16 protein-coding genes are annotated in these 20788 nt (G+C 74.2%); 7 read left to right on the forward strand and 9 right to left on the reverse strand.

Annotated elements, in window-relative coordinates; all coding sequences use genetic code 11:
• The first annotated feature begins 48 nt into the window (after nt 1–48).
• Both ACGFZS_RS01725 and ACGFZS_RS01730 read left to right on the forward strand, forming a co-directional pair.
• Nucleotides 49–1485, forward strand: a complete 1437-nt coding sequence (locus ACGFZS_RS01725; protein WP_393793453.1) for an MFS transporter — start codon at nt 49–51, stop codon at nt 1483–1485.
• 256 nt (nt 1486–1741) lie between these two features.
• Nucleotides 1742–2464, forward strand: a complete 723-nt coding sequence (locus ACGFZS_RS01730; protein ID WP_393793454.1) for a hypothetical protein — start codon at nt 1742–1744, stop codon at nt 2462–2464.
• A 10-nt stretch (nt 2465–2474) separates the two neighbouring features.
• Here the strand turns inward: ACGFZS_RS01730 and ACGFZS_RS01735 are convergent, their stop codons facing one another.
• Both ACGFZS_RS01735 and ACGFZS_RS01740 read right to left on the reverse strand, forming a co-directional pair.
• Nucleotides 2475–3230: a DUF2182 domain-containing protein gene (locus tag ACGFZS_RS01735; protein WP_393793455.1), complete on the reverse strand. Its 756-nt coding sequence runs from the start codon at nt 3228–3230 to the stop codon at nt 2475–2477.
• Complete coding sequence (locus ACGFZS_RS01740; RefSeq protein ID WP_393793456.1) at nt 3227–3841, reverse strand: DUF1326 domain-containing protein; 615 nt, start codon at nt 3839–3841, stop codon at nt 3227–3229. The genes ACGFZS_RS01735 and ACGFZS_RS01740 overlap by 4 nt, the downstream gene beginning before the upstream one ends.
• A gap of 141 nt (nt 3842–3982) precedes the next feature.
• Here ACGFZS_RS01740 and ACGFZS_RS01745 point away from each other — a divergent pair, with 141 nt between their 5' ends.
• Both ACGFZS_RS01745 and ACGFZS_RS01750 read left to right on the forward strand, forming a co-directional pair.
• Complete coding sequence (locus ACGFZS_RS01745; RefSeq protein WP_393793457.1) at nt 3983–5365, forward strand: MFS transporter; 1383 nt, start codon at nt 3983–3985, stop codon at nt 5363–5365.
• 175 nt (nt 5366–5540) lie between these two features.
• Nucleotides 5541–6671 carry a helix-turn-helix domain-containing protein gene (locus ACGFZS_RS01750; RefSeq protein WP_393793458.1) on the forward strand — a complete coding sequence of 377 codons (1131 nt, stop codon included), beginning with the start codon at nt 5541–5543 and terminating at the stop codon, nt 6669–6671.
• A 64-nt stretch (nt 6672–6735) separates the two neighbouring features.
• Here ACGFZS_RS01750 and ACGFZS_RS01755 read toward each other — a convergent pair whose 3' ends face one another.
• The 6 genes from ACGFZS_RS01755 to ACGFZS_RS01780 form a co-directional block, all read right to left on the reverse strand.
• Nucleotides 6736–7485: a D-Ala-D-Ala carboxypeptidase family metallohydrolase gene (locus ACGFZS_RS01755; RefSeq protein WP_390970157.1), complete on the reverse strand. Its 750-nt coding sequence runs from the start codon at nt 7483–7485 to the stop codon at nt 6736–6738.
• 29 nt (nt 7486–7514) lie between these two features.
• A complete protein-coding gene (locus tag ACGFZS_RS01760; RefSeq protein ID WP_393793459.1) occupies nt 7515–7931 on the reverse strand; it encodes a hypothetical protein in 417 nt (138 codons plus the stop codon).
• Between the two features lie 23 nt (nt 7932–7954).
• Nucleotides 7955–8362, reverse strand: a complete 408-nt coding sequence (locus tag ACGFZS_RS01765) for a hypothetical protein (RefSeq protein ID WP_393793460.1) — start codon at nt 8360–8362, stop codon at nt 7955–7957.
• Nucleotides 8363–8400: 38 nt separating this feature from the next.
• Nucleotides 8401–9765, reverse strand: a complete 1365-nt coding sequence (locus ACGFZS_RS01770; RefSeq protein ID WP_393793461.1) for a GH25 family lysozyme — start codon at nt 9763–9765, stop codon at nt 8401–8403.
• A gap of 271 nt (nt 9766–10036) precedes the next feature.
• Complete coding sequence (locus ACGFZS_RS01775) at nt 10037–11497, reverse strand: aKG-HExxH-type peptide beta-hydroxylase (protein WP_393793462.1); 1461 nt, start codon at nt 11495–11497, stop codon at nt 10037–10039.
• A complete protein-coding gene (locus ACGFZS_RS01780; RefSeq protein ID WP_393793463.1) occupies nt 11494–12762 on the reverse strand; it encodes an FxsB family cyclophane-forming radical SAM/SPASM peptide maturase in 1269 nt (422 codons plus the stop codon). The genes ACGFZS_RS01775 and ACGFZS_RS01780 overlap by 4 nt, the downstream gene beginning before the upstream one ends.
• 240 nt (nt 12763–13002) lie before the next feature.
• Here ACGFZS_RS01780 and fxsA point away from each other — a divergent pair, with 240 nt between their 5' ends.
• From fxsA to ACGFZS_RS01795, 3 genes are all read left to right on the forward strand, one after another.
• On the forward strand, nt 13003–13248 hold the full coding sequence (gene fxsA / locus ACGFZS_RS01785; RefSeq protein ID WP_393793464.1) for an FxSxx-COOH cyclophane-containing RiPP peptide: 246 nt from the start codon (nt 13003–13005) through the stop codon (nt 13246–13248).
• 368 nt (nt 13249–13616) lie between these two features.
• Nucleotides 13617–17321: an FxSxx-COOH system tetratricopeptide repeat protein gene (gene fxsT, locus ACGFZS_RS01790; protein ID WP_393793465.1), complete on the forward strand. Its 3705-nt coding sequence runs from the start codon at nt 13617–13619 to the stop codon at nt 17319–17321.
• 45 nt (nt 17322–17366) lie between these two features.
• On the forward strand, nt 17367–18392 hold the full coding sequence (locus ACGFZS_RS01795) for a hypothetical protein (RefSeq protein WP_393793466.1): 1026 nt from the start codon (nt 17367–17369) through the stop codon (nt 18390–18392).
• On the opposite strand, the gene ACGFZS_RS01800 is transcribed toward ACGFZS_RS01795, so the two are convergent.
• Nucleotides 18370–20655, reverse strand: a complete 2286-nt coding sequence (locus ACGFZS_RS01800) for a hypothetical protein (protein ID WP_393793467.1) — start codon at nt 20653–20655, stop codon at nt 18370–18372. The two genes, ACGFZS_RS01795 and ACGFZS_RS01800, sit on opposite strands and share 23 nt — an antisense overlap.
• Between the last annotated feature and the right edge of the window lie 133 nt (nt 20656–20788).

Genomic DNA, 20788 nt, shown 5'->3' on the forward strand with positions numbered 1-20788 from the left:
GAAGCCCGGACCGACTGGGCTGAATCCTGACGAAGGGGACTCGACGTCATGTCCGTCATCGATGCGGAGACGGCCGGTACGGCCGCGGGAACGGCTCCGGCGGTCCTCACCCCGCGCCTGCGGCTGGTGCTGGTGCTGCTGCTCGCGGCCCAGTTCATGCTGGCCGTGGACTTCTCCATCCTGAACGTGGCGCTGCCGGTGATCGGTGAGGGCCTGGGCTTCTCACTGGCCCGTCTGCAGTGGATCGGCACCGCGTTCGCCCTGTGCGCGGCGGGCTTCACCCTGCTGTTCGGCCGGGTCGCGGACCTGTTCGGCCGCCGCCGGCTCTTCCTCGGCGGGCTGGTGGTGCTGGGCGCGGCCTCGCTGGTGGGCGGTCTGGCGCAGAACCCGGAGGTGCTGATCACGGCCCGTGTCCTCCAGGGGCTCGCGACGGCCGCGGTGACCCCGGCCGGCCTCGCGCTCATGACGACCTCGTTCCCGGAGGGCCCGCTGCGGGAGAAGGCCCTCGGCCTCAACGGGGCTCTGATGTCCGCCGGATTCACCACCGGCGCGATCCTCGGCGGCCTGCTGACCGACCTGCTCTCCTGGCGCTGGGCGTTCTTCATCAACGTGCCCGTCGTCGTCGCCGTCCTGGTCGTCGCCCCGACGGTCGTCAAGGAGTCCCGGCCCGACGAGCGCCCGAGGCTGGACGTGCCCGGCGCCGTCAGCGTCACCCTCGGTCTGCTGGCCGTCGTCCTCGGCCTCACCCAGGCCGGCGAGCACGGCTGGGGCTCCGCGAACGCGCTGCTGTCGCTGGCGGCCGGTGTGCTGCTGCTGATCGTGTTCTGGGCCGTCGAGCGCGGGGTGAGCGCCCCGCTGGTGCCGCTCGGGGTGCTCGGCAGGCGTTCGGTGGCCTGGGGCAATGTCGCCGGTCTGATCGCCTTCCTCACCGAGACCTCGCTGGTCTTCCTGCTCACCCTCTACCTCCAGGAGGTGCTCGGCTTCTCCCCGCTGGCCGCCGGTCTGTCCTTCGGCGTGCTGGGCATCGGGACGGTCGTCGGCGGCTCGGTCGCCCCGAGGGTCATCGGGCGGATCGGCAGCAGGCGGACGCTGATCGCCGGCGGCATCCTGCAGACCGTGTTCACGGCCGCGCTGCTCGGCCTCGGCGCCGACCGCTCCTGGATGTGGCTGCTGCTGGTCGCCACCTTCGCCGGTGGCGTGGGCAACATGCTCGTCATCGTCGGATTCATGGTCACCGCCACCTCCGGTCTCGCCGACCACGAACAGGGCCTGGCCACCGGGCTCGCGACCATGACCCAGCAGATCGGCATCACCATGGGCACGCCGGTCATGAGCGCCGTCGCCACCGCCGCGATGACCGGCACCGGAGCCTCGGCCGTCCTCGGCGGACTGCGGACGGCCATCGCGCTCAACGCCGCCCTCGTCCTCCTCGGCACCCTCACCAGCGCCGTGTTCCTGCGCGACGCGCGGCCGGGCGCACGGTGACCCAGCCCCCTCCGAGGAGCTGACGTGCAGGTCATCTGTCGGGGCTGCGACCCCGGCAGCGAGCACCCGCCGGTCGGCCGCAACGCCCCCGACTTCCGCCTCCAGGACGGCACTCGCCTCGCCAAGCTGCTGCCGCATCGAACAGGCCGCCGGTCAGTGGTTCGGTACCCCTGCGAAGCGGGCGTCCGCTTCCCTGGGAGAAGATCGCGTTCGGCTGCGTGAACGATGAGTGTGAAGAGGGATCGAGGAAAGAGCCATGGCGAGAGAGCAGGTCACGGTGTGTCTTCCCCCGTGCGATCCGGGGGACGTCGTCCGGGCCGTCGGCGCGGCGATGGCGCCGTACGACTACAACCGTGACGCCGGGGTCGGTGATCCGGACGCCGAGACCTGGTGGGACTACTGGCAGGTCGACGGCGGGGGCTGCGAGTTCCTGGTCGTCCCGGGGTACGAGGACGACCCGCGCCTCGTCCGGGGTGCCGAGACCTTGTCCGGGCAGCCGCGCAACGTGCCGCCGACGCTGTGCGACGGCGGACCACGTGCGCTGCTGGATCTCGAAACGCCGCGTGCGCGGGCGGCCGCCGAGGCACGCAGGACCTTCGAGGCATGGCAGGAGTTCGCTTCCGCCTACCCGCCCGGCCGTGCTTTCGGTGACTTCCGGGCCCGGCACCTCGCCGACCCCGAGAGCTATTCGCAGGTGCAGGCCGTGGAGGACTACCGCGCGCAGCCGGTCATCGCGGCGTTCCTGGACAACCCCGAACTGGAGGAGGTCGTGGGCGACGACCCGATCGCCCGCCTGAGTGACGACCTCGACGGTTTGGTGCGTCACGCCATGGACGACGTCCTGCCCTCGAACGCCCTGCTGACCCTGGAGGGGCACTGGCTGGACGTCGCGAACGACGCGCGGCGCCGCTACTTCAGCGACTACCTGATCGGGCTTCCGGCCGACGCGTACGCCGTCCGCGTGCTGTACCACGGGTGAGGTCGCGGTCTCACATTCCGGTCATGCTGCCGCCGGTGAGGCCGGGGGCCAGTGCGGGGAGCCAGAAGACGGCGATGGCCAGGGCGAGTGAGGTGAGGCCGACGGCGCGGGCCACGAGGTGGCCGGCCGGGGCCAGCTTCTCCGCGGTGATCACGGCGGTCAGGGCCGCCATGGCCCAGAGGTTCATCGCGCCGAAGGCGGCCAGCAGCACCATCAGGGACCAGCAGCAGCCCAGGCAGAAGGCCCCGTGGTGGACTCCGGCGCGCAGGTCGCGCGAGGGGCGCGGGTAGGAGGCGTAGCGCAGCATCAGGCCGACCGGTGAGCGGCATTTCGCCAGGCAGCGGTCCTTGAGGGGGGTGAGCTGGTAGACGCCGTTGAGGGCGAAGACGGCCGCGGCCACCGCGGTCCCCGCGATGGCGGGGAGGGCCGCCGCCCGGTCCAGGCCGGCCGCCAGGGCGTACGCGGGCAGCCCGGCCGCGGCCCAGACCAGCAGGTAGGCGAGGGTGAAGACGGCCATGCGCGGTGTGCGGTGCGTGGTGATGGTGCGGGCGTACAGCGCGGCGACGGGTGCCGTGGCGGGCAGCATCATGGCGGCCGTCATCAGCGTCCACACGGCCAGGAACGCGGGCAGGGCCAGACCCATGGTGCCCGGCATCGTCTGCGTGCCCCAGCGGGTCACCAGCCAGACCCAGGCGGCGGCCGCCACGACCAGCAGCAGTGCGGCGGGGCTCGCCCCGCGGCGGACGGCGACCGGGCGACCGGTCACGCGGACCACGTGAAGGGCGCCGAGTGGGCGTTGCCGCCGGAGAAGTCCCAGGAGCGGCCGTACACGCCGGCGCCGGTGGCGCGCGTGGAGCGGGCGACGGTCAGTGTGCTGTTCGCCGGGTGGAAGATGCCGGTCAGGCTCATGACCGGGCCGTCCTCGCCGAACTGCGGGGCGACCTGGTCCTCGATCTCGATGTCGATGGCGTCGCCGACCCGGGCGGCGTGACGGCGGCCGTCGTCGTGGTAGTCGATGGGTACCCGCTGCACGCCGAGGACCTCGCCGATCAGCGGGGCGAGCGCCGCCATCGGCCCGCCCGCTCGGCCGGAGAAGACCCGGCCCAGGGCGTCCGCCTGCCCCTCGTCGGCCGCGGCGTCGAGGTACAGCGCCACCTGCCAGCCGCCGTCGGCCATCACCCGGGGCGCGTCGATGAAGACGGCGACGCTGCGGTCGGAGACGTCCACGCCGTCCACGGTGCCGCGGTCCACATGGAACGCGAAGGTCACCTGGCAGCGCTCGTGGTCGGCGGGGGCGGTCAGGCCCGAGGTGGTGCAGGGACAGACCACGTCGCAGTTGCAGCTCTCCAGATACGTGCCGTTCAGACTCCAGGGCATGGCGCTCCGCCTCCCTCTGTCGCGTCCCCCTCGGCCGGGGGAGTGCATCGGGAGGCTCCGTCCGTCCCGGTGCCACTCCTCTCCAGGCTACTGCCGCCGGGCGATCTTGCGGACCCGGATATGTCGCTTATCGTGGCTTTCGTGGCGTTCGAGGAGTCGTCCCCGGAGCCGGGGCGACGGTCCTGGGCACCGCTGCTGGCGGTGTGCGCCGGGTATTTCATGGTGATCCTGGACGTGACGGCCATCAACGTCGCCGTGCCGGTGATCGGCCGGGAGCTGTCGGCCTCGCTCACCGGCATCCAGTGGATCACCGACGGGTACACCCTGGTCTTCGCCGGGTTCCTGCTGACCGGCGGCGCGCTGGGGGACCGGCTGGGCAGCCGCCGGGTGTTCTGCTGGGGTGTGGCGGTGTTCGTGCTGTCCTCGGCCGCGTGCGCGCTCGCGGCGAGCGCCCCGTCGCTGGTGGCGGCGCGGCTGGCGGAGGGGCTCGGCGCGGCGCTGATCGTGCCCGGTTCGCTGGCCCTGCTTCAGCAGGCCTACCCGACCCCGGCCGCCCGCTCGCGGGCCTTCGGGCTGTGGGGGTCGATGGCGGGCATCGCGGCCGCCGCCGGTCCGCTGCTGGGCGGACTGCTCGTCGCCACCCTGGGCTGGCGCTGGGTGTTCTTGATCAACCTCCCCGTCGGAGCGGCCTGCCTGGTGCTGACGCTGCGGCACGTGGCCCGCTCGCCCCGGCACGCCGCCCGGGCCCTGGACTGGCCGGCGCAGTGCGCGGTGCTGGCGGCGGTGGCACTGCTGACCGCGGCGCTCAACGAGGCCGGACGGCGGGGCTGGTCCGATCCGGCCGTGCTCGCCGGGGTGGGCCTGGCCGCGCTGGCCGCCGTGGCGTTCGCGGTGCGCGAGCGGCTGGCCCGCTCTCCCGTCCTCCCGCCGGACCTGCTGCGCTCCCCGGCGATGAGCGGGGGAGCCGCCATCGGCCTGCTGTTCAACTTCGGCTTCTACGGCATGGTGTTCACCGCCAGCCTCGACTTCCAGCACCAGCGCGGCTTCAGCGCCCTCGGCACCGGGCTGGCGCTGTTCCCGGCGGTGGCGATGACCATGTTCGCCTCGGTCCTGTCCGGACGGCTGTCCCGCCGCACCGGCCACCGTCCGCTGGTGGTCTCCGGCATGCTGCTGGCCGCCCTGGGGCTGGCCGGCTGGGCCGCGGCGGGGCCCGACCCCGCCTACCCGCTGCTGGTGGCCCCGATGATGGCCGCGGGGTTCGGCACCTCCTTCGCCCTCACCGGCTCGACCGCCACCGTGATGGGCGCCGCGCCCGCCGCGTACTCGGGCGCCGCCTCCGCCCTCTTCAACACCACCCGCCAGATCGGCAGCGCCGCCGGCGTCGCGCTCGGCGGCAGCCTGCTCGCCACGGCCGCCGACTACGGCACCGGGCTGCGCGTCAGCATGGCCGTCGGCGCGCTCGCCTACCTGGTCGCGGCGGGCCTCGCCCGGCGGTGCGTGCCGGCGGCACCGGGAACGGCCTAGGGCACCGTACGGCCGCCGGCCCGGCGACCGCACCGGCGACAGGCGGTCGCTCTTTGTCAACTCGCGTTGTTAGAAAGGATGTTGACGGTCGTTTTGTGGCAGGGAAAGGACACGCGTGTCGCTTTCTCGCGGTAACTTCTACCCGTCAGTAAGAGGTCCGAGCTACGGGGGACGTGTGGTCGCCTCTCCGCACGGCGAGAAGTTCGCCGCCTGCCTTCGGATGCTGAAGGACCGCAGCGGCCGGGGCTACGACCGGCTCGGCAAGGAGGCGGGCGTCAGCGGGTCCAGCCTGCACCGGTACTGCTCCGGCCTCAGCGTCCCGACGGACTACCGCGTGGTGCACGCCTTCGCCAAGGTGTGCGGCGCCAGCGCCGAGGAGCTCCGCGAGGCGCACCGGCTGTGGGCGCTGGCGGACACCGAACGGGACACACCGGCCACGGCCGCCGAGGAGAGCCCGCAGCCGAAACAGGGGCCGGAGCTGAAGAAGGAACCGGAGCCGGAGCCGGAGGCCGAGCGGGCACCGGAACCGCAACCGAGACCCGAGCGGGAACCGGAACCCGAACCGGAGGACGTCACCCCGGCCGCGGCCGCGGCCGCGGCCAGGATCGGGACCGGGCGGTCGCGGTGGTTCCGGATGCCCGACAAGCTGTCCCCCCGTGCGGCGGTGCTGGCCGCCGTGGTCGCGGTGGTGCTGGTGGCCGGGTTCGTGTGGCTGCCCGGTGACAGCACCGACGGTGACCCGTCGGCGTCCGGCGACAAGGTGCTGGACTCCCCGGCGTGCAGGACCGTGAGCATGGGGCAGCACGACGACTGTGTGCGCGAGGTCCAGACCCTGCTGGCGCGCGCCAAGGGCAAGCTCGCCATCGACGGCGACTTCGGGCCGGAGACCCTGCGCCGGCTGACCGCCTTCCAGGTGCTGGCGGGGCTGCCCGCCACCAGCGTCGCCGACGACGCCACCAAGAAGGCGCTGTACGCGCACCAGGTGAACATGACCACCTGGTCGCCGGCCAGGGTGGCGAAGCGGGTCCGTGAGGTGTTCGCCGAGGACCCCGGCACCGCCGTGGCCGTGGCCCGCTGCGCCTCCTTCCTCGACCCGCTGTACGTGCTGCCCAACACCAACGGCAGCCGCAACTGGGGCGTCTTCCAGATCTCCGACGCCCGGCTGCGGGACCTCGACGGCACCCCGCTCAAGGCGTTCGACCCGGACTGGAACATCAAAGCGGCGCACCGGCTGTGGAGCGTCCGGCACGACTTCCACGACTGGCCCTCCTGCGAGGCGGCGCTGAAGAACACACCGAAGAGCTGATGCCCGGAGCTCCGGGTACCGCCGAGGCGGTACCCGGAGCTCCGATCCCCCGGATGCGACGGCCTCAGATCGTGCCGTCCTCCCACCACCAGTCGCGGCCGAGGTCGGCCCGGCTGTCGACGTGCTGGTGGTCGACCGTGTACGTCTCCAGCCCGGAGAACCCGCAGGTCTCCGCCTTCTGGTAGACGGTCTTGGTGGCAACGCCGGGCACGTCCAGGTCGGCGGCCGTGCCGTACAGGTGCATGCTGTCGCTGGCCCCGCCGATCTCGGCGTTGTGCGCGATGCTGCGGAAGCCGGAGTTGACCGTGATCGGCTTGTCGCCCAGCTTCTTGCGGAGCGCCTCCAGCTTGTACATGCAGCGGCGGACGTTCTCCTTCACCGCCGACGCGCTCAGCTTGCCGCCGTTGAAGGTGCCGTCCGACTGGTTCACGAACTCGCTCCAGTTGAAGTGGAGCGTGGAACCGTCGGACTGCTCCAGCGCGTTGAGCTTCGCCTGGGTGTTGGGTCCGACGCTGGCGTCGGCGGTCAGGCCGTACGCCGTCTGGAACCGGCGTACGGCCGCGGCCGTACCGGAGCCGAAGTCGCCGTCGATGCTCACCCGGCTGTGGCTCGCGCTGTCCGCCGCCCAGCCCGCGATCCGGATCTGCAGCTCGGTCACATCGGCGCCGGTGGCGCCCTGTTCCAGGGTGCGCGACCAGGAGTAGGCCTGCGCGGTGCCGGAGAACAGCAGCTGACCGAAGGCGACACCGGCGCCGGCGGCCAGCGTGCCGCGCAGCATGGTGCGGCGGTCCAGGGGACGGGAGGAGAAGGTCATGGTCGTCCTTTCGAAGAGGCCGGGGAAGGTCAGTAGGCGAGCTGGAACGTCACGTTCTGCGCGTCGATGTCGTAGGCGTGGACGCGCAGGACGAAGTGGGTGCCGTCCTTGACGTCGGTGGCGACGGTTCCCCACTCGGTACCGTGCGTGGTGTACGCGTTGCCGTTGTTGCACAGGGTGGTGTGGTCGACGAACACCACACAAGCGTCCAGGTACACGCCCGGCTCGTCCGTGATGAGCCGCAGGTTGATGTCGTTGCACCGCGAGGACGTGGTGTAGGTGCCGTACTCCTTGGCGGCCGCCTGGTAGTGGTACGTCAGGGTCTTCGCGCCGCCGTAGCAGCTGGTGGCGGCGGCCGAGGACTGTGCCGAGGCGGGCGCGACGCCCACGGCCAGCAGGGCGGCCGTGGTGAACAGGGCCGACGCCAGCGTTCTGTTGCGGATCATGGTGCTCTCCCTGTGGCCGGGGGTCAGAAGGCGATCTGGATGGTGGCGGAACTGCCTTCCAGGTCCACGCCGTTGGGCACGGTGAACCTGGTCCCGTCCAGGACGTCGGTGGCGATGGTCGTCCAGCTCCAGCCGACCTTGGTCCAGCGGTTGCAGACACCGGTCTTCTCGAACTTCACGCAGGCGACGACGTACTCCGCGTCGCCTCCGACGACGCGCATGTTGATGTCGGCGCAACGGCTCGTGGTCCGGTACGGGCCGAAGTCGAGGACCTCCCCGTAGTGCACCGTGACCGCTCCGCCGTAACAGCTCGTGGCGGCGGTGGCGTTGGCGGCGGTGGCGGCGGTGGCCGCCGAGGCGGGCGCCGGGGCGGTGAAGCCCAGGGCGACGAGCAGGGCGACGAGGGACGCGCGGGCGAACCGGGCGGTCATGGTGGTCCTCCTCGGTACGACGGCGGGGGCGGCCGGGATCACCGGTTGGCCAGCCGGTCCAGGTCGGCCTGGGTGCCGTTGAACACGTCACCGGTGGCCGGGGCCTTGATGCCCGGGAAGAGCGCGGCGTCGGTGTACTGCCACATCGTCCAGGTCGTCGAGCCGTTCGGCAGCGGCGGCTGGGTGATCGACTGGCGGTAGTCCGCGAGTTGCATCGGATACCGGGCGAACGCGGTGGTCGAGCCCAGGCAGTCGTCCAGGAAGGACTTCTGGGTGTAGATGACCGGCGTACGGCCGAAGGCCGCCTCCACCTTGTCCAGCCAGGCCTTGGCGTCGGCCACCGTGCCGTAGGTCGGGCAGCGCCCGGTGCCGTCGTCCATGCGTTCCAGGTCGAACACCGGCGGCAGGTCGCCCGCCCGCTGCCCGGTGTAGCCGGTCGCCCGCACCGCGGCGATGAACCGGTCGGCCTGCGCGGCTCCCGTGTCGGCCGCCGAGCCCGTGTAGAAGTGGTACGGCGCGACGGCCAGTCCCGCCGCCCGGGCCGCCGGCAGGTCGGTGGCGAGGTACTCGTCGGTGACGTTCAGGCCGCGGGTGGCCTTGACCGTCGCGAACTCGACACCCGAGGCCTTCACGGCCTTCCAGTCGATCGGCGCGCCGCCCGGGTGCTGGTACTTGGCGGTGTCCAGGCCGTCGATCGGGTAGCCGGCCGGTCGCGGTGGCGTGCAGTACGCGTTACGACTCGACCAGTCCACCAGCTTCGCCCAGGTGTTGGGGCCCACGACCCCGTCGGCGCTGAGCCCGGCGCAGTGCTGGAGCTCGATCACCCGGCCCTCGGTGCCGCCCCCGAAGTCGCCGTCGATGGTCAGCGGCGGGTAGTGGAACGGCTCCATGGCCAGGTTCAGCCGGCACTGCACCTCCTTGACCTCGACGCCGTTCGCGCCCTCGCGCAGCGTCGGGCGGGTGTCCGTGTGGCCGCACACGGTCGCCTGCGCCGTGGCCGACGTGCCCTGGGCCGCGCAGGTGTGCGGCGCGGCGGCCCAGGTGTTCAGGGCCGCCCAGGTCTGCGGTCCGAGCACCCCGTCCACGCTCAGCCCGGCACACGCCTGGAACTCCTTGACGCGTGTCTCCGTCGCCGGCCCGAACGAGCCGTCCGCCGCGATCGGCGTGTACCGGCTCGGCTTCGTCGCCAGGTCCAGTTCGCACTGCGCCTCGACCGTCGGATCCCCCGTCGATCCCCGCTGCAGCGTGGGCTGTTCGCTCGTGTGCCCACAGACCGCGACCGCGGTCGCCGCGGTCGCCGCGGTGGTCACGGACTGGGCCGCCTGTACCGCGGCGGGCCCGCACAGGGGCAGGACCGCTGCCACGGCGAGGGTCAGACCCCGCAGAAGCGTCCTCCGTCCCATCTGGTTTCCCCCTCATGTGAGTTGACCGGGAACTCCCGGCCCGGATCATGCTGACCCGCCCGCCCCCCGCCCCGGGCACACCCGGCCCGGCCGGGGACGCCGGGACAGTCACACGCCGCTGACCTGCGGGGACGCGATGCCGCTGGGACGGAGCTGGGACGCGGGCGGCAGCAGGGGAGGCACGTGCGTGCGAAGAGGGGGTCTCGTACCCGTCGATCGGGGCGGCACCGAGGAGGGCCGGGCGGCCGGTCCGGGAATGCCGGGCGCGCTCTCAGCCCTCCCGGGCCGGCACCCGCAGCGTGGTGCCGTTGCGGGCGTGCCAGGCCGTGTGGTGGGCGTGGGCCGCGGACTCGGCGCGGTGTCGGGCGGCGGCGGGGACCGGCAGGGCGCAGAGGGCGTCCAGGGTGGTGAGCATCTGCCCGGCGAAGCGTTCGCCCAGCCCGGTCAGGCGGTTCGAGGCGAGGACGGTGACGGTCGCCTCGCGGGCGGCGAGGCGCCAGCGGGCGAAGAGGACGTGGGCGGTGGCGCGCAGCGCCGGGTCCGGCTCGGACTCGCGGCGGGCGTTCCAGAACCGGGCCACGCCCAGGTGCGCGTACGCCCCGTGGAAGAGGCCGAGCAGCGGCCGGGGGTCGGGGCGCCAGGGGGCGTAGAACCGCTCGGCGTCGCTGGGTTCCAGGAGGTCGAAGAGGTGCAGCAGGGCCGCCAGTTTGTTGTGCTGCATCTCGTGCACCAGGGTCACCGCGAACGTCGTCCCGGTGGGCGGACGGGACAGCGCCACGCAGCCGAACGCCTCCGCGCTGCTGCCGCTGACCTGCCCGGGGCCGCGGCTCACCAGCGGCACCAGCAGCAGGGGGCCGGCGGCCAGCTCCGCGTATGCCTGGGGGAGGTCCGCGCGCAGCAGTGCGCAGGCCTCCCGGGCCACGGTCTCCCAGTGCCGGGTCTCCCCGGCTCCGAGGTCCGCGGGGTGCGGTGCCGCGTTCGGGAAGTACGGCTGGTCCAGGACGTCCAGCAGCAGCGGCGCGCCCCCGTCCAGGGTGTCCAGCAGCCGGGCCCCCTGCCAGCGGCCCGTGCCGCCGTACCCCCGCGCGGGTACCGGGACCGGTCCGTCGGTGTCGGTCCCGGACGCGTCGGCGAGGGTGACCAGGGACCGGCCGTCCGCGGTGACCCGCAGCCGGGCCCGGTCGCCGGGGCGGGCGCCGGGGAAGCGGGTCCGGCCGAGCGAGGGCAGCGCCACCCGGTCGCCGTCCACCGGCCACTCCACCCGCCCGGGCAGCCCCGCCCGGACCGCCGCGGCGGCGGCGAGCGCGGTGAACCACCGGATCGGCGGCCCGCCGTGCCCGGTTCCCGCCGCCGCCTTCTCCGCCGCCGCCTCCGCCTTCTCCGCCGTCTCCGCCGCCGTCTCCTCCGGCTCTTCCCCGGTCCTTCCGTCCCGTTCGCGCACCAGCCGCGCCAGCAGACCGAACAGCGCGGGGCCCGCCGCCGGATGGGACAGGACGGCCGCGGTGGCCACGGGGTCCGCGCGGGTGGCGGCGTCGAACAGCTCCCAGGCCCGGCCGGCCTCCCCGGCCGACGCGCCGCCCAGCTCCCCGGCGGTGCGCGTCACGGCGTAGGCGCAGGCCAGGCGCCTGCTGTGTTCCGCGCGGGCCAGCAGTTCCAGGGCCGCGGCCCCGCCACCGCCCGCGGCGACCGCGTCGAACATCACGCCCGGCATCCCATGCGGCACCGGCGTCATACCGCCTCCACAGGCCGGGGCCCCGTGCCCCGCAGCCTCTCCGTCTTCTCTCCGGCACGCGCCAGGTCCATGCCCAGCCGGTGCCGTACCCGCCGGATCAGTTCCGCCAGATCGGCGCAGTAGACACTGGGGTTGGCGAAGCCGGTGCCGGGCCGGTAGCGGGTGGCGTAGTGGCCGCCGCCGCACACCCGGTGCAGCGGGCAGGCCAGACAGCTCGCGCACAGCGCGTCGGCGCCCCACTGGCGGGCCGCGACCCCGGGGTGCAGCAGCAGCGTGTCGAAGGAGTGCCGCCACACGTCGAGCCCGGTGGCCGCCGCCCCGTCGTACGCCGTGCGCAGCGCGTCGTCCTGGGTGAGGGCGCCGTCGGTGTCGACCACCGCGTAGCGCACCGGGGACAGGCCCAGTGACTCCGTGCGCGGGGCGGCGCCCAGCAGCAGGGCCAGCAGGTCGTCGAGGAGCCGTATCCCGGTCTCCCGGACCGGTGCGTCGTACCAGCGTTCGAAGACCGCCCACAGCCAGTCCGCGTACGGGGTCAGCCGGCCGCTCGGGTCCAGGCCCGGGGGCGGGGTGTGCCAGGTGCCCAGCGGGAGCAGGAAGTCCAGGGCCGGCGGGCGGTGTTCGAGCAGGTCCTCGTAGGTGCGGACCGGGTCGTTGCGCAGGTCGACCGTGCACAGCAGGGCGCCGAACAGATGGCGGTGGCGCTCGCTCGCCAGCCGCCCGAGGGCCGCGTTCACCCGGGCGTGGCTGCCGCGTCCGTCGGCGCCGCGCCGGTGCCGGTCGTGGGCGGCCCGGCCGCCGTCGGTGCTCACCCCGATGCGCAGGCCCAACGCGTCGCACAGCGCGAGCCGTTCCTCCGTCAGGCGGATGCCGTTGGTCTGCAGCGACAGGCGCAGCCGCACTCCGCCGCCGACCGCCGTGCGCAGCTCCTCGACGGTGCGGGCGAGTGTCTCGTCGTCCAGGAGGAGGGGCTCGCCCCCGTGCAGCACCACGCCGGCCTCGGACACGCCGTGGGCGGCCAGGTGTTCGGCGATCCGCTCGGCGACACGCCGTACGGTCGCCGGTGCCATGGCGCGCGGCAGGCCGCGCCAGCTCTGGTCGTGGGAGCGGTACATGTAGCAGTAGTCGCAGGCCAGGTCGCAGCGGCTGTGCACCTTCAGCACGAAGGAGTGGAACGGTCGCGGGACCCAGCCCGCCGCCCGGCGCTCCGCCACGTCGACGGACCTCGGCCAGGGCGGCTCGGCATGGCGCAGTGGCGGTCGACTCATCCGCTTCCCCCCGACGGCGTACACCGCGGACCTCGGCGGACGCGGTCGGCGGCGCACTCTGTGCCACCAGTATTCGTTCGCCGTGTGTTCAGCGTCAATATCGTTAATGAGCCAACGCAAGCCCTTGCGGGAGCAGTTGACGGTCCGTCGGGCGCGCCGTACGGCTGCCGTCGACGGCCCGGCGGAGCTACGCTGGGACGGCGGACCCGCCCAGGCCCCGAGACCCGTGGAGCGGACACCATGGCAGTGGATGAGGACGCCGTCGGCGAGGAGGCGCGGCTCCGGCGCGCCGGGAGTCCGGTGCCCGATCGCGCCGGGAGTCCGGTGCCCGAAGTCGAGTCGGCGGTCCTCGACCTCTCGGTCCTGTCGCCCGAGGACGTCGCCGCCCTGCCCGACACGGTGCTGGGCGCGACCCTGCGCCGGGTCTACGACAGCTGCGCCGAGGGCGACCCGTTCGTCACCGGACACAAAGAGAGCACCACCTGAGGCATGAGGCGCCTAGGGGGTGCCCGGCGGACCAGGCCGGCGACGCGGGGTGTGGCACGCACTCGCCCAGGGGCGGTGTCGTCACTCGCCGACGCCCCACGTCGACTCCCTCCTCCGCCTCGCGGCCGCACGCACCACACCCCGCTCCGGGTCGGCGTCGGTGCACCGTTGCTGCCCGCCGGCCTGATCCGCCGGGCACCCCCTGGGGCGGCCGGGCCGTCGGTGGTGGCGTTCGGCCTGTACTGTCGGCATCGCGCGCCCGGTTTGCCCGTCTTGGTGGGGGTGTTGGCCGTCCTGTCCGGCCGTCACCTGCCCTGCCGTCTTCCCCTGCCGTCTTCCCCTGTCGTGTCGCGCTGAGCGGAGAGGTCATGCCCGTCGCCAACTCCCCTGACAGCCCCGGTCCGTTCGCTGTCTTCCTCGCGACCTCGGAGAACCTCGGCCTGAGCACCACCCTGCGCAACACCGCGGACGTGCTCGCCGAGGCGGGCCGCAGCGTCCTGCTCGTCGACGGCCGGGCCGGCGACCCCGAGGCCGCCCCGCCCCTGCCGCCGCCGGTCCCCGGCGAGGTGCGCACCGCCGCCGTCGGCGGCACCGCGCTCGGCGCCCTCGGCGACGACCCGGTCGCCCGGTCCTACGACCACGTCCTCGTCGAGGCCCCGGTGCCGGACACGCCCGAGGCGGCGGAACCCGCCGACGCGGCCGCGTTCGCCGACGCGCTCGTCCTCTGCTTCGCGATGACCGCCTGGTCCATCGACGGCGCCGCCGCCCTCGCCGAGGACCTGACCGCCCACCGCACCGGCCGCCCCGTACGGCTGCTCACCCTCGGCCTGAAGAGCGACGTCGGCGTGCACGACCGGCTGCGCGAGGCACGCGAGCGGGCCCGCCGCCGGTTCCGCGGGTTCGCCCGGGCCGTCGGCGAACGGGACACGCCGTTCCTGGAGATCCCGTACAACCCGCTCTACCAGGACAGCCGCAGCCTGGCCGTCGAGGCCGAGGAGGCCGGCACGGTGGCCGGGCTGCGTCCCTACTACGAGCGGCTCGCCGACTGGCTGCGCGCCCACCGCGTCCCGGGCCTCACCCATGTCACCGTCGTGCACTCCGTACGGCACGCCGCCTGGGCCGCCTGGCTCTGCGACCGGCTGGCCGCCAAGGGCGTGCACGGCGAACTGCGCCGCGCCGACACCTACACCGGCGAACGGCCCGAACACGGCGCGGCCCTGCTGTTCCTCGCCCCGGACGACGCCGACGACACACTGCTCGCCCAGATCGGCGCGCTCTCCCACACCGATGTGCGCATCGTCCTGGTCGACGAGTCGTTCCCGCACGCCGACGCCGCCCACCACGAGCGCATCGACCTGCGCGATGCCGACCAGGACGAGGCGCTGCGGCTGCTCTACGCCGGCCTCGGCCTCGGCACCGCCGAAGGCGTCCCCGCCGCGGCCGTCCTCTTCCCGAGACTGCCGGAGGCCACCAACCTGGGCCCGCGCAACCGCGCCTTCACCGACCGCGACGAACTCCTCGCCACCCTCGGCGAGCGGCTGCGCGAGGCCGGCGGCGACGGCGCCTGCCTGGTGCTGCACGCCCCCAGCGGCTGGGGCAAGAGCGAGGCCGCCCTGGAGCTGTGCCACCGTCTCGGCCCCGGGTACGACGTCGTGTGGTGGGTGCGCGCCTGGGAACTCCTGCGGGTCGAACGCGGCCTGGCCCGGCTGGCCGGACGCCTCGGCGCCCGCGAGGACCGGCTCGGCGCCCCGGCCGCCGACACCGTCTCCCGCCTCCTCACCCGCCTCTCGCGCCCCGACGGCGACGTGGGCAGCTGGCTCATCGTCTACGACGGTGCCGTCGACCCCGCCGAACTGCACGGCCTGCTCCCCGTACCGCACCGCGACGGCCACGTCCTGATCACCAGCCGGGTACTGCCGGACCAGGTACCGGACACCGAGGAACGGCCACCGCACCTGACCCCCCTCGCGATGCCCGCGATGACCGCGCAGGAGAGCCGCGCGCTGCTCACCGACCGGGTCCCGGAGATCGGCGCACAGCAGGCCGCCCAGATCGCCGGCGTCGTCGACTCCGTGCCGCACGCCCTGAACCTGGCCGGGCACTGCCTCGCCGAACGCACCGCGCTGCACCGCACCGACGACCACCTCACCCCGGAGGCCGCCGTCCGCGCCGCCGTCGCCGACCTGGTCGCCGAATTCCGCGCCGACAAGACCGAGTTGCTGCGCACCGTCCCCGCCGTCTCCGCCGTCGAGGTGATGGTCCAGGTCGCCCGGCGTTTCGCCCTGACCACCCCGGGCGCCGCCGCCTGGAGCGCCGAGAGCCCCGACCGGGACGCCCTCGGCTGGCTGCTGGACGCCGCCTCCCTGCTCACCGGCCGCGGCATGGGCCTGGAACTGCTGCGCTCCCGGCGCATCCTGTCCGAACTCGGCCGCGACGACGAGGCCGACCCCGGCAACGGCCGGACCCGGACCGTCCCCCGCCACCCCGACGACGTCCAGCTGCCCGACGAGCACATGGTCAGCGTCGCCCTGTGGGCCCTCGGCCAGGTCGGCCTGCTCGACGTCGACTTCGACCGCCGGCAGCAGCCGCTCGCCCAGCACCACGGACTGCGCGACCTGATCCGCGCCCGCATGGACCCCGAGGAGCGCCAGCACATCGAGTCGGTGCTGCGCGGCGTCCTCGCCGAGTACAGCCAGCAGGAGAACCAGGACCTGCCCGCCGACTGGGCCCGCGAGGTGTACTCGCTGCGCATGTGGGAGGACCCCCGGCCCCGGGTGCGCCGCTCGCTGCTCAGACACCTCGGCGCCCTCGGCGGGCGCGCCGAGACCGCCGACCTCGACCGCCTCCTCGACATCGCGGGACGGGCCCGCGAGGAGTGGCGGCGCGACGGCGACGAACAGTCCCCCGAATACCTGCGCCTGCTCAACTTCACCGCCCGCGCGCACCGGCTGCGCGGCGCCTACGAACACTCCCGGGAACTCGCCCAGGAGGCCCTGCGCGGCCACCGCCGGCTGCTCGGCCTCACCCACCCGCGCACCCTGCTCTCCGCCGACTCCTACGCCGCCACCCTGCGCGCCCTCGGCCGGTTCGAGGACGCGCTCCTCGAACTGCGGCCCGCCCTGGACGGGCTGACGCTGCTACTGGGCCCCAAGCACCAGGCCACCATCCAGGTGGAGCACAACCTCGCCCTCACCGAGGCGCTCACCGGACGGGTCGCCCCGGCCCTGGCCCGCGTCCAGAACCGCTTCCGCCACCGCCAGGCCGTCGGCGGCCCCGACGACCCGGTCGCCTGGGGACAGGCCGACCTGCTCGCCTACCTCTACCGCTGCGTCGGACGCGACGGCGAGTCCCGCGACCTGCTGCGCCGGCAGCTGCGCCGGCTCGGCGACGCCTCCGGCATGGTCCGGCTCCGCGCCGAGGTGGGCCTCGCGATCAGCGAACGCCGCTTCGCCGACGGCTTCCCCGCCGTGAAGGACCCCCGCTACGGCCACGAACTCGCCCACGAGCGCGACCAGCAGGCCCTGGGCGTCTACCTCAGCCGGTTCGGCGCCGACCGCTACGACACCCTGCGCTGCCAGTTCAGCTACGCCGCCGACCTGCACGCGCTCGGCAAGGCCGAGGAGGCCGAGCAGCAGGCACGGCAGTGCGCGGAGGCCGTCGCCCGGCTGTTCGGCCTCGGCCACCCGTTCAGCGCGCTGTGCCAGGTACGGCACGGCGTCTACCTGCGGGACTCGGCCGAGGCGGGGCTGCCGGACGCCGAGGCGGGACTGGCCGAGGCCGAGGCGGTCGGACGCAGCGCCGCCGCCCTCCTCGGCCACTCGGTGGGCCGCGGCCACCCCTGGGTCGCGGCGGCCGAGCACTCCCTCGCCGTCACCCTCGCGGCGGCCGGCCGCACCGAGGAGGCCGTCACGTTCGGCCGGTCCGCGCTGGACCGGCTGCGCGACCTGGGGATGGTGGACCGGCCCGACGGGCAACGCGTCAGCGCCCACCTCGACCGGCTCGCCGGCATCGACACCGGCCGCCCCGCACCGGCCTCCGGCTACGACATCGACCTGGAACTGCCCGGCATGTGACCCGCGCGAGGCGGCAGCGCAGCACCCCACGGAAAGGCGACCCCGGTGGCAGCACCCGCGACCCAGCACACGCAGACGCTCAAGGAGTCCCACTGGACCGTCACCGGCCACGGCCGGATCACCGCGATGTGCGAGGAGGCGGTCGCCGCGACGCCCGCCGTGCGGTCGCTCTGCCACTACAGCAACGGCATCCTCGACTTCGCCGTCCTGCGCCTGGACCGGGCCCCGCTCAGCTCCCTGGTCACCGAGGCCGGCGACGAGGCCCGCAACGAGGCCCTGCCCGGCAGCCGGCTGCTGCTGTCCGCGCAGGATCTCGGCGGGGTGCTGCGCCCGCTCGGCACCGGTGAGCTGATGCGTACCGTCGTCGTCAACCAGCGCGGCGGACTGTGGGGCGGCCGCGCCCGGCCCGGCGAGTTCCTGGCGGCCACCGCGGACGGTCCCGACGGCGTGCCGGCGATGGACACCACGATGAACCGCCTGGTGGCCCGGGTCCGCACCGAGGTCCACTCGCTGCCCGACGAACTGCTCGGCGGCGACACCGGGGCCGCGCCCCATCCGGACGGGCCGCGCCCGCAGGCGGTGGCGGACGGCAGCCCCCGCATCGACTTCGGCACGGCCGCCGCCGCGGACACCGCGTACGAGCAGCGGATGCGCGACCTGTGGCGCGAGCACGTGAACACCACCGACCTGCACTACGCCGCCTACTACCAGGACTGGACCCTGGTCTGCGTCGGCGACGTCTTCGAGGCGCACTCCCTCGGCCCGCGCTTCCTCGGCGTCAGCGTGCGCACCCGGCGCACCGCCTACCGCGACCTGTCCCGCAGCCTGCGCGGCCATCTGGTCCGCCTCACCGACGCGCTCGGCCCGGTCGGCCCGCCGGTCGTCGACCGCCCCCCGCTCGACCGGATCGTCCTCGACGTCCAGGAGGGCGCCGTCTACGTGCTGTGGACCTCGCCCCGCTCCTTCATGCTGGGCGTCACCCTCGACCAGCGGCAGGTCGGCCACGCCGACCGGCGCCTGGCGGAACTGGCCCGGGCGGTGCCGGAGGTCATGCCGCAGCCGTCGCGCTGAGCGTCCCCCACACCTCCTCGGCCAGGCCCTCGACGGTACCGGCGGGGGCCGGCGCGTGCGCCTGGTCGGCGTCGCCCAGCAGATGCACCGGCAGCACCTCGACCGCCCGCTCGTACTCCCGGCAGATCCGGCGCAGTTCGACGAGCTGACGCTCGGTCGGCGCGGTGTCCGCGGTGGCCGCCGACCAGATGGCCACGGAGCTGCGGAACTTCTCCGTCAGGGACTGGACGAGGGTGGCGCAGCCGAAGACGCTCAGCTCCGCCGAGGTCGTCGCGGAACGGCGGGCCACGGCCCGGTCGGCCGCCCGCCGGGTGACCCCCTCCAGCATCGCCAGCGCGTCCCGGAACCGCCGCCCCACCGGCCCCGGCAGCTCCTCCCCGGACTCGCCGCCGGCACCCCGGGAGCCGGACGGCAGCACCGTGGCCGTCACCGGCGTACCCGCACGCGGCTCCAGGGCCAGCGCGGCCATCGCCCGGCTCAACTCCTCCAGCTGCGCCGTCTGCTGGTCCAGGTCGCGGCGCAGCTGCTCGCCCAGTTCGACCAGGTCGCCGTCGCGCCGCTCCGTCACCAGCCGCTGCGCCAGCTGCAGCAGCGCCTCGTGCACGCTCTGCGGGAAGCCGGTCTGCCGGTACACCAGCGGCCGGGACCCGATGGACCGCCAGAGCCGGTCCTGCATCGCCTGCGACACCAGTCCGTTGACGACCAGCAGTGCCTCGAACCGTCCCGGACTCACCGCGCTGCGCAGCCCGTGCACCAGGGCGGTGACCCGTTCGGCGTCGTCGGCCAGCAGGAGCGAACGGGCGTAGATCACCGCGAGATACGAGTTCGGGGCGGGCGACAGCCAGTACATGACCTCCTCCCGCTTGTCCGCCGAGCGGGACAGCCGGACCGGCACCGGGTCGCGTGAGGCGATCCGCCACTGGCCCAGGTCCAGCGCGTCGTGGACATCGCTGAGCACCTGCTCGTACGTCACCCGCTCGTGCAGCCGGCGGGCCGCCGTCAGCACCGTCGCCCCGGGCACCGCGCGCACCAGCCCGTCGCCGTCCTCGCTGATCTGCCAGGCCTCCCGGCAGATCCTCAGCACCCGGCGGGGCACCCCCTCGGCCAGCCCGTGCACCAGCCGCAGCCCCTCCTCGTCGAAGGGCCCGGTGGCCGGCCGGGCCGCGTCGGCCGCCGGTTCGCCGGCGGCCAGGTAGCGGGCCACCAGCTGCCGGGTGCGGTCCTCGTCCAGCCCGTTCGCCCACAGTTGCACCATCCGCTCGTGGACGCTGGGGCGCAGCGCGCGCAGCCCGTCCGTCGAGGTGCAGAACACCAGCAGACCGCCGTGGCTGGTGTAGATGTTGACGAGGCGTTCGAAGGCGTCCATGAAGGTGCGCCGGAGCTCCTCCCGCCAGTCCAGCACCTTCTCCAGGGAGTCCAGGAGCAGTACGTACGGCCGGCCGACCCGGCCGTGCAGGAAGCCCTGGACGGCGAGCGCGTCGAAGACCCGGTCGATGCCGGCGACGGTGTCCGCGCGGTCCGCGGCCGGGCCGATGGGCTCGGTGACCCCGCGTTCGCGCAGCGGTTCCGCGGGCTCCCCGCCGCGCAGCCACTGCCAGACCATGGGCTTGAACGGCGGCTCAAGCAGCAGCGCGAGCGCGGTGGCGAACCCGCGGTGCTCGGTGACCTCGCCCAGGGTGCCGCGCAGATCGGCGTGGATCACCTCGGGGTCGTAGCGCAGCGCCGAGACCACCTTGTCCGGGTCGAGGGTGCGGTCGCGCAGACCGGCCGCGATGTCCTGCAGGGCGGTGCGGCGCGGGTCGTCCTCCTGGGCGCCGACCCAGCCGGCCGTCACGTACGCGTAGTAGTCCCGGACCAGTTCCTCGAAGGCCTGGCGGCCCTGCGGCAGGTCGGTGGGGCCGCGCAGCCGGTCCCGGTAGAGCCGCCCCATGTCCTGGGCCGGTTCGTCCACGGTCCACATCGACGCCTCGGGGCGGTCCGCGCGCACCTTCTGGTACGCCCGGCGCAGCGCGTGGCTCTTGCCCAGCCCGAACCCGCCCACCAGGGCGACGGCCAGGCCGCGCCGGCCGCCCGCGGCGGGCGGCGCGAAGTAGTCGTCGACGAGCCCTTCGAGGTCGGCGACGAGCGGGGTGTCGATATGGGCGTTGCCGGAGTCGGCGCCCTGGACCGCCGCGTCCCCCAGATCGGACGACGGCCCCAGGCGTACGACAGGGCTGCGGGGGAACGGGTTCCTGTGCCAGATCTCTCCACTGTCTGGGGCCACGGGGGCACTCCTCGTGTGTCCGGTTCGGGCGTTCCGAGCGGCGGGGCGGGGGCGGGGCGGGTGTCGGACCGGGTCCTTGGGAGCGGTGGCCCGGGCGGGGTCCGGACGGGGTCCGGCGGGGTCCGGACGGGGT

This window comes from Streptomyces sp. NPDC048288 (genome assembly GCF_043201555.1).
Lineage (GTDB): Bacteria > Actinomycetota > Actinomycetes > Streptomycetales > Streptomycetaceae > Streptomyces.